Origin of the sequence: Treponema porcinum, assembly GCF_900167145.1 — a bacterium.
GTDB lineage: Bacteria > Spirochaetota > Spirochaetia > Treponematales > Treponemataceae > Treponema_D > Treponema_D porcinum.
Genome location: NZ_FUWG01000017.1, coordinates 64,048 through 73,044, shown reverse-complemented (window position 1 = coordinate 73,044; position 8,997 = coordinate 64,048). Strand labels below are relative to the sequence as shown.

The 8,997-nt window shown below is 43.7% G+C and carries 7 protein-coding genes, 4 tRNA genes and 1 other RNA gene; 6 read left to right on the top strand and 6 right to left on the bottom strand.

Features of this window, described 5'->3' with window-relative positions; translation table 11 throughout:
* Positions 1-235: 235 nt before the first annotated feature.
* From B5D55_RS10725 to B5D55_RS10715, 3 genes are all read left to right on the top strand, one after another.
* A tRNA-Ser gene (locus B5D55_RS10725) sits at positions 236-321 on the top strand.
* Between the two features lie 6 nt (positions 322-327).
* Positions 328-412, top strand: a tRNA-Ser gene (locus B5D55_RS10720).
* A gap of 35 nt (positions 413-447) precedes the next feature.
* A tRNA-Arg gene (locus B5D55_RS10715) sits at positions 448-522 on the top strand.
* Positions 523-658: 136 nt separating this feature from the next.
* Here the strand turns inward: B5D55_RS10715 and ffs are convergent.
* The 6 genes from ffs to B5D55_RS10685 all read right to left on the bottom strand — a co-directional run bounded on the left by ffs (position 659) and on the right by B5D55_RS10685 (position 4,346).
* Positions 659-757: signal recognition particle sRNA small type (ffs, locus tag B5D55_RS10710), an RNA gene on the bottom strand.
* A gap of 47 nt (positions 758-804) precedes the next feature.
* A tRNA-Ser gene (locus B5D55_RS10705) sits at positions 805-890 on the bottom strand.
* Positions 891-1,050: 160 nt separating this feature from the next.
* Positions 1,051-2,559, bottom strand: a complete 1,509-nt coding sequence (locus tag B5D55_RS10700) for a dihydroorotase (RefSeq protein WP_078934003.1) — start codon at positions 2,557-2,559, stop codon at positions 1,051-1,053.
* Between the two features lie 9 nt (positions 2,560-2,568).
* On the bottom strand, positions 2,569-3,015 hold the full coding sequence (locus B5D55_RS10695; RefSeq protein WP_078934002.1) for an aspartate carbamoyltransferase regulatory subunit: 447 nt from the start codon (positions 3,013-3,015) through the stop codon (positions 2,569-2,571).
* A gap of 16 nt (positions 3,016-3,031) precedes the next feature.
* Positions 3,032-3,955, bottom strand: a complete 924-nt coding sequence (gene pyrB / locus B5D55_RS10690) for an aspartate carbamoyltransferase (protein ID WP_078934009.1) — start codon at positions 3,953-3,955, stop codon at positions 3,032-3,034.
* Positions 3,956-4,043: 88 nt separating this feature from the next.
* On the bottom strand, positions 4,044-4,346 hold the full coding sequence (locus B5D55_RS10685; protein ID WP_078934008.1) for a Trp family transcriptional regulator: 303 nt from the start codon (positions 4,344-4,346) through the stop codon (positions 4,044-4,046).
* Positions 4,347-4,422: 76 nt separating this feature from the next.
* Between B5D55_RS10685 and B5D55_RS10680 the strand changes: the two genes are divergently transcribed.
* From B5D55_RS10680 to B5D55_RS10670, 3 genes are read left to right on the top strand one after another with little or no spacing between them, the layout of a single operon-like run.
* The gene (locus tag B5D55_RS10680) at positions 4,423-6,270 is read left to right on the top strand and encodes a proline--tRNA ligase (protein ID WP_078934001.1); all 1,848 of its coding nucleotides are present in this window, start codon (positions 4,423-4,425) and stop codon (positions 6,268-6,270) included.
* Positions 6,271-6,278: 8 nt separating this feature from the next.
* Positions 6,279-7,385 carry a DUF7954 domain-containing protein gene (locus B5D55_RS10675; protein WP_078934000.1) on the top strand — a complete coding sequence of 369 codons (1,107 nt, stop codon included), beginning with the start codon at positions 6,279-6,281 and terminating at the stop codon, positions 7,383-7,385.
* A gap of 2 nt (positions 7,386-7,387) precedes the next feature.
* A complete protein-coding gene (locus tag B5D55_RS10670; protein ID WP_078933999.1) occupies positions 7,388-8,992 on the top strand; it encodes a histidine kinase N-terminal 7TM domain-containing protein in 1,605 nt (534 codons plus the stop codon).
* The last annotated feature ends 5 nt before the right edge of the window (positions 8,993-8,997 follow it).

Sequence of the window (8,997 nt, the reverse complement as noted above, 5' to 3'; positions counted from 1 at the left end):
GAGATGAAAGCGAATAATTTTTTCATCAAATTCCTCCAAATTAATAAATAGATAGAAATCGCGCGTACAAACGTCCCGGGGTTTTCGTAGACAGAATGGGCCTTATCATCAGTGGTTATAGAACATAACTAAAAATAAACAAACTTTATAATATCAGATAAAACTTTTTTCTTAGATAAAGGAATTTTTGCTTGACTTAATTTCTGTATTTTGGTATTGTTTCGTTACATCTTTTGGAGCGATACCAAAGCGGTCGTACTGGGGCGGTCTTGAAAACCGTTGTGTCGCAAGATACCGGGGGTTCGAATCCCTCTCGCTCCGATAGCTGGAGGTGTGGTAGAGCGGTAATACAACGGATTGCTAATCCGTCAGTTCCGAAAGGGCTGGGCAGGTTCAACTCCTGTCGCCTCCGAATACCCAACAGTTTCGGCTGTTACAAAACAATATGAGATTGTAGCTCAGCTGGATTAGAGCACCACCCTGCGGAGGTGGGGGTCGCACGTTCGAATCGTGTCAGTCTCAATTTTTCAGGTCTGTTTCAAACAGACCTTTTTTTATGTCCAAAAAAATTCCTTATTTAACTGTATACACTATTTGAGATATGCGCTTTATTCTGTCCGGGAATTAAATATTTCGTGCGAATAAAAAAACCTTTTGAAGAGCCCAGGTAATCTACGGCACAGTTTCCGTCCGCATACCGTTGCTTCGTTCCCGATCTGGCGGAGTTTTGCAGAGGCTACTTGCATAGCACCTGGACTCATCAAAAGGCTCTTTCTAAAAAAAGACTTTTTTATAAAAGAATTACGGAAAGAGGGGGATTCGAACCCCCGGTACCTTGTGGGTACGCACCCCTTCCAAGGGTGTACCTTAAACCGCTCGGACATCTTTCCAAACAATGCTGAAAATGTATCATAAAAGAAAAAAGAATTCAATAAACTTGAAATATAAAAGCAAGGAAGCCCCCTACAGACACTCCCTCTTCTCCCTCTCCCTTGAAATCCCCCTCTTTCCTCTCCTCCCTCTGCCTGTTTTTTATAAAGAATGTTTTTCCTATCCGAATATTTTTCTTCCGGCCGTAAAAAGCGCTTTTACTTTTCCTGTAAGAATGCTTCCGTCAAACGGACTTGCCTTTCCTTTGCTGAAAAATTCCCCGGAATCAACTGTCCACCGTTCATCAGGGTCTACAAGTGCAATGTCTGCATCATAGCCACTCTTCAAAAGACCTTTGTTCAACCCAAGAATACGCGCTGGATTTGCAGACATTAGCTGGCTCAGTCGTTTTGCAGAAATCTGCCCTTCCTTTACCAGTACAGAATTACAGATGCCGTAAGCCGTTTCTATGCCGGTAAAGCCAGGCGCTCCGTTTGCCTTATCTTCCAGCGTATGCGGAGCGTGATCCGTTGCAATAACGTCTACCGTACCGTCACGGATTGCCTCAAGAAGAACGATTCTGTCTTCTTCAGTACGCAGTGGCGGATTTACAAACGCGCGAATATACGGTTCGTCCGTGCCGCACAGCGCAATATGATGAGGAGTTGCCTCGCACGTAACGGAAAATCCGTTTTCCGCAGGCGGAAGAGGCACAAACGGACGGCTTTCAAGACTTGCATCATACGCGGAAACTGCCATATCTGCATAAAAATCCGCCGCTTCATCACGCAAAAATTCTTTTGCATCACGGACGGAATCAATCGCCTCCGCAGTGCTGATGTGGCAGATATGCACGTGACACCCTGCCTGACGCGCAATTTCAATATTACGGGAAGTCGCTACATTTTCCGCAAGTGCAAGAAGCGCATTTGCTTCCTCAATTTCATCTTCTATTTCTTCAAGGGCCTCTTCAGGAACGTCCTCTGCTTCTGAATTTCCGCCCCAGGCAGGCAGACTGTATTGGCGCATAATTTCAAGCGCACGCTCCCGGTGAGGACGCGCCGCCGCCGCAAGAGAGCAGTCTTCACTGTGGCAGGAAACGATAATTCCTTTTTCAGATGCTTTTGTCATTGCGTCAAGCATAATGGCGCTTGACGCAACATCGTGTCCGTCTTCTGTAATAAGCGGAACGGAATGTCTGTCCAGCTCGTCAAGATGAGCCGTGTCTGTTCCTGCAAAATCGCGCGTAATGCTCACGGACTGAATTACCGTTCCCAAACCGATTTCAGCGGCACGGCGGTTTACTTCAAGCGCCTGTTCCGCACTGGAAATTACCGGCTTTGTATTCGGCATTGTAACTACAGTTCCGTAGCCGCCTGCACTTGCGGCACGAAGCCCGGAAAGCAAATCCTCCTTCTGCGTAAAGCCGGGATCCCGGAAATGAACGTGCATATCAATAAATGCCGGAGTAACAGTAAGTCCTTTTGCGTCCAGATACGAAATCGTATAATTATTTTCGTAGCCGTCCTCCGCAAGAATTGCCGCGGCAAGCGACTTTACGGTTTCTGCGCCGGTAAAATATCCCTGAAATACGGAACGGATTTTTCCCTCAACGATAAGCACTGCACCAGGCCCGTCAAGAGATTCGTCAAGAATGGCTGCATTGTAGATAAAAAGCGCGTGATTCATTTTTTATTCCTATTCCAGCGTACGGATGCCTTCGCCTGCCTGATAAAGCGTATCGCAGTATTCGCAGCGGTAGATTGCATTCTTCTTGTCAACAAGAAGGAAGGTCGGCGATACGTAATGTTCCGTTACGGTGATGCAGCGAGGATTTTTACACTTAAACACATTCTGCACGCGGTTCGGAAGTTCCATATTCACCTTGCGGACGATTTTTTCGTCCTCTATGATATTCACGCAGATATTCGGGTCAATGAAACCGAGTACGGAATAATCTACGTCCATAACGTTTTCTATTTTGATAATGTCTTTTTTCCCTGATTTTTTTGACGGAACGTTCATTATCAATGCCGCACAGAAAGGCGACTTGTCAAGTCCAAGCCACTGAAAAATCCGCCAGCCTGAACCGGCACGGATATGGTCAATTACAATTCCGTTTTTTATCGTATCAACGTTCAGCATTCAATTTTCCTCCTGATTACAGACAGCCTGTAATTTTTGAGATAAGCGCCATTCGGGCATACATTCCGAATTTCACCTGCTTGAAATAAGCGGCGCGCGGATCGTCGTCAACTTCAGGCGCAATTTCGTTTACGCGCGGAAGCGGATGCAGGACAATCATATGACTTTTTGCCATTTTCATTTTTTCTTTGTCAAGAATGTAGCTGTCTTTCAGGCGGATGTAATCCTGCTCGTTGAAAAAGCGCTCTTTCTGGACGCGAGTCATATACAGAACGTCAAGTTCACCGATAACGTCTTCCATCCGTTCTGCAGTACGGTACTCAACGCCGTTCGGTTCAAGGACATTTTTTACAAGATAGTCCGGCACGCAAAGTTCCTTAGGACTTATGAACACGAATTTATTTCCCTTGTACCGGCTTAGTGCCTGCGTAAGGCTGTGTACCGTCCGCCCGAACTTCAGGTCACCGCAAAATCCTACGGTAAGCCCTTCGTAGCTTCCCAAAAGACGGCGGATTGTAACTAAATCAGTAAGTGTCTGCGTAGGATGGGAATGTCCTCCATCACCGGCATTGATTATCGGGCAGGAAGAATATTTACTTGCAAGAAGCGCAGCTCCTTCTTTTGGATTACGCATTGCAATTACATCAACATAGGAAGAAACTACGCGGATTGTGTCGGCAAGCGTTTCGCCTTTTGTAGATGACGTATATGAAGCATCGGCAAAACCTTCTACCGTTCCGCCTAAATGAAGCATTGCAGCCTCAAAAGAAAGTCGCGTCCGGGTACTCGGCTCAAAAAAAAGTGTCGCAAGAATTTTCCCGCGACACACTTCTTGAAAAGAAATAGGATCAACTGTCATCTGCTCAGCCAAAGAACAAATTTCATTGATTTCAGAAACCGAAAGGTCTCCTGGTTCTATTAAATGCCGGTCTTTCAGCATACGCAAAACTCCTGTTACTGCAAAATTTTTATGATTATAGCAGTTAGTATTTTTTTGCACAATAAGAAATGAAAGGTATGGCAAACAGTTATTTTTTTGATTCTGCTATATCAAGCATTTTACGGAATGCGCTGTTTTCCTTGCGCAGTTCTTTTGAGCCACGCGTAATTTTACAGAGCGACATATTGTATTTTTTTGCGATTTCCCGCTGTGTTACGCCTGCATCAATTTCCTTTACGAGCAGCCAGCGTTCGGAAAAATCCTTGCGTTCCGCAGGCGTAAAAAGACAGCCGAAAAATTCCTTTAAAAAAGCGGCATCATTCACTCCGGCAATCAGCGAACATAATTCATCATAACTGTCATTCAGGCGTTCTTCATCGTTTTCATTCATAGAAACAGTATAAATATAAAATAACAAAATGTCCAATCTTGAAATGAAGTAATAATATGGATAAAATAAACGCATTATGAAAGCTACAAAAACTATTATTTCGACGCTGCGCGATGCTCCAAACGATGCAGTTATTTCAAGCCATCAGCTTATGATGAGAACAGGCATGCTCCGTAAACTTGGAAACGGGCTGTATTCATATATGCCGCTGGGCCTTCGTTCCCTGCGAAAAGTAGAAAATATTATCCGAGAAGAACTTGATGCGGCAGGACTTCTTGAAATGAAGCCGACGGTAGTCGTTCCGGGCGATATCTGGCGAGAATCTGGCAGATGGGACAAGATGAGCGGCGAAATGCTTACTGCACAAAACCGTGCCGGTCAGGATATGGTCGTAAGTCCGACTGCGGAAGAAGCATTCACCGTCCTCATTCGAGAAGGTCTTTCAAGCTATAAGCAGCTTCCTGTTATCGTATATCAGATTAATACAAAATACCGTGATGAAATACGTCCCCGATACGGTGTAATGCGCGGCCGGGAATTTACAATGATGGATGCGTATTCTTTTGACGCTGACCAGAAATCCCTTGATGAATCTTATGAAAAATGTGCCGCTGCATACCGCAGGATTTTTAAGCGGATGGGACTTTCTACAATTTCCGTAAAGGCAGACACCGGCGCAATGGGTGGTTCAGGCTCAGAAGAATTTATGGTAGAAAGCGAAGTCGGTGACGATACGCTTATTCTTTGCCCGAACTGTTCGTATGCGGCAAATGTAGAAAAGGCAGCCTGTCGTCCGGATGAAGCGCTTGACAAGGACGGAAAACCGCAGGTTCCGGCAACGGAACAGATTTCAAAAGTAGACTGTCCTGGCGTTGAAACTATTGCCGCAATGGAAACGTTCTTCAAAATGCCGGCAACACAGTTCATTAAAGTGCTTATCTACAAAGTATATAACAGTACTTTGGACTTCACCGATGCGCCGGGCGGAAAATCGTTCAGACGCGAGGAAGAAAACACCGCCGCACCTTACTACCCGGAAAGTTTCATTGCCGTTGCAATCCGCGGAGACCTTGACGTAAACGAAACAAAACTTGCCGCCGTATTAAAGGCAAGCGGCGTTGAACTTGCAGAACAGGAAGACGTAATAAAATATTCCGGCGCACCGCACGGTTTTGTAGGACCTGTCGGACTTACAAAAGTTCCGCTTCTTGCAGACGAAAGCGTTATGGTTTCCCGTGGTGACGGAACATTTGACGTAAAACTTCACGACACCGTAACAGGCGGCGGAACAAAAGACATTGACAATATGCACGTAGAACCAGGACGCGACTTTGTTCCGTTTATGACGGCAGACGTACGCGTAGTAAAACCGGGAGACAAATGTCCGGACTGTGGAGGAACGTTCTATATGAAAAAAGGCAACGAGCTTGGACACATTTTCAAGCTCGGCGACAAATACACCAAGTCAATGAACGTAACGTATCTTGACGTAAACGGTAAGCCTGTCACTCCGATTATGGGCTGCTACGGTATCGGCGTTGACAGAACGCTTGCTTCAATAATCGAAGAACACCACGACGAGAAGGGAATTATCTGGACGATGAGCACTGCTCCGTATCAGGTTGTAATAGTTCCTGTAAAATACGACGGTACAATGAAAGAGGCAGCAGACAAATTATACGATGAACTTACAAAAGAAGGAATTGAAGTTCTGCTTGACGACAGAAATGAACGCCCGGGCGTTAAGTTCAACGATGCAGACTTAATCGGATTTCCGATAAGAATTGTCGTAGGTGAAAAAAATCTCCCGAACGTAGAAATCAAGCTCCGCAAGGAAGCCGACGCACGCCTTGTTCCGCTTGCAGACGCAGCAAAAGAAACTGCTGCAGTTGTCCGCGCGGAACTTGCAGAACTTAGTAAATAAGGATTGCTATGAAAAAAACGCTGCTTTTCCCTGCACTAGCCGTTCTTACCGCGCTCCGCCTTTCTGCCCTTCCCGGCTTTTCACCCTCAATAAGCGATGTTCCGGGTGAATTCGTATATTACCAGGACAAAACGTTTGAGCGCGAATCATACATCGGTTTTCTTATGTATGACGAAAAAACGTATGCCGCCCGATACTACGCGCCTTTTGACCCGAAAAAAAGCTCGCCGGAGATGAACGTGCGCGTATACGTTACGCTTGACCCGGATGCCGGACACATTGAACTTACTGGAGAAAAAATAATCTCTGCGCGGACGCCGGACGACGGCGAAATAATAAATTACATTCACGATATGCTTTACGAACTGAATGCGCGGAGAATAAAGGCAGGACTTATTTCCGAATCTACGGAAAACACAAAGGGCAGCAGCTTTCTTTTTACAGGAACGGCAGTAAAAGAAGATTTTATGCAGTTCGGCGGAACGGTTACCGTCATCTACGACAGCACAGTTCCTCTTTTCAACATAAAGGCAATCGAAAATGCACGCGGAACTGCGGATTTTTTCGTCGTAACCACAGGAAGAATTCAGTCATCCGAAGACACTACGTTTGAAGATTTCAAGGGTTTCCCTAAAAATCATAATGACAAAAAACATTCATTTAAAAAGCCGAAAAAATCTAAAATTACGGAATATGAACTTTCTGACGGACAGCGCATTTCGCTTGATGAATGCTGGCAGCGGTCAATGGAAAATATGTGGTTCTGCCAGAATGCGGCCGTAATTTCAATCGGAACAATTAACGTTCCTTCCGGCGCAAAAGCCGCTTCCGGAAAAACAGCCTCTTCTGAAGTACTGCGGACGCTTCTTAAAAGCACGGGAAATTCCTACTGCAATTGGGAATCCGTTGAAATTGAAAACAACGCTTCCGGCTGTACGGTGCGTTCCACTGTTTATCAGCCGTCCGCCGAAAACATAACCGTAAACATAAAAAAACTTACCGCCGGAACTGACGAAGTATTTTATTTTCTTACGGCAGCGGTCTTCAAGTCAGCCTATGACAAAAACCGAAGCTATTTTGAGTCTGTCATAAAAAGTTACCGGGTAGAACAGTAATTATGAGCGAACTGCTGGAAACAAATCTCAGGCTTTTAATATCTGCACTTTGCCTTACGTATTCGATTATCCTCATTCAAAACAGCACGCGTTTTTCGCCTATGCGGCATTTTGGTTTTTCAGAAGGAGCGCTTGGACTGTGGTATTTATTCAGCGGACTTCAGCTTCAAATTTCCGACGTTGAAATCGTCATCCTGATGAGGTCTTTAGTATACGTATTCAGCGAATTTGCCTGCGCTTCTGTTTTCCTGTACTGTTTTTTATCAACATCACTCGTTGCGGAAAATCACTATAAATTCATCAATTTTATTTATCTTGTTCCGATTATTTCAATCATCATTACGCTTCTTTCGTTTATCTTTTTCAGGGTAAATCCGTATATTGTAAATCTGGACTCCTGCTACCTTGACACGCTTTCCCTGCCGTTCAAGGACTATATGCTCAAAAAACGCGGACTATATTTTGCGCACTGTTTTTTCTGCTATCTGCTGCTTTCGCTTACAATCGGTACTTTTACAAAAAACATCATCAAAAATCCCAAAGAAAACAAGCGGATTACAATGCTTACTACAATCGGAATAATCGTTTTTTTCATTCCGAATTTTTACAGGCTTTACACAGAAAACTTCAGTCACCAGAATATTGAAAATCTTTCTTCATTTTTCGAACTTTTCGCATTTCTTTTTATGAGTTCAATTTCATTTGCTGCAGTCTATTTTGACAAAAATGAAATGAATGCGAACATCTGCAAGACAAGTTTCTATGAATTTTCCGGACTTCCAGTTTTTATTTTCACTGCCGATATGAAATTCCTTCAGGTAAACAGCATAGGAAAAAAATTCCTTGATGACTATGAAATTAAAGTAAAGAAATTCGACAGTTTTGAAACGATTTTTCCGAACGCAAAGCTTAAAATATTTGGAATTCCTGATTCTCCTGCCTCCGATTCTGAATTCTACATTTCAAGTGAAAAAGACAAAAAATTATATTATGCACAGAAACAGGAAACAAAGGACAGAAACAATCAGCTTTACGGCTACTTCATTTTTCTTTCAAAAATTGACTTTTATTCTGAAATCATAAAAAATCTTGAGCAGAAATCCTACACCGATGAAATTACTGGTTGCAAGCGTTCATCCATTTTCATTCAGCATCTTACAGGGGAACTTCAGAAAAAATCCGACATGCATCTTGTTTGTGCTGCTTCAATAGAAAATCTTGAAATGCTGAATAAAAAAATCGGCATCATAAAGACAGATAGTTACATAAAAGATTTTGCAGAAATATTACGGAACAGCCTATGCCGGTCCGCCGAAAATATACAATATCCTGAAAAAATTGAAGTATTCCGTCTTAACGGTTCTCTTTTTGCTTTTGTACTGCCGTCGCAATTTGAAAATGAAATCCCGCAGTTATTTAAGTCAATTCGCACAGAATGTTATAAATTCTCAAAAAGCAGGCCGGAAGTTCTTACCTGTTCACTAGGCTATTCAGTTACAGACAATGTTTTCTGCAACGTAGAAAGCATCATGCATAAATGCTATGGCAATATGCTTCTTGACAGGCAGAGCCACCAAAAGAACAGCCGCAGCTCAAAAGATAATTAACCTCA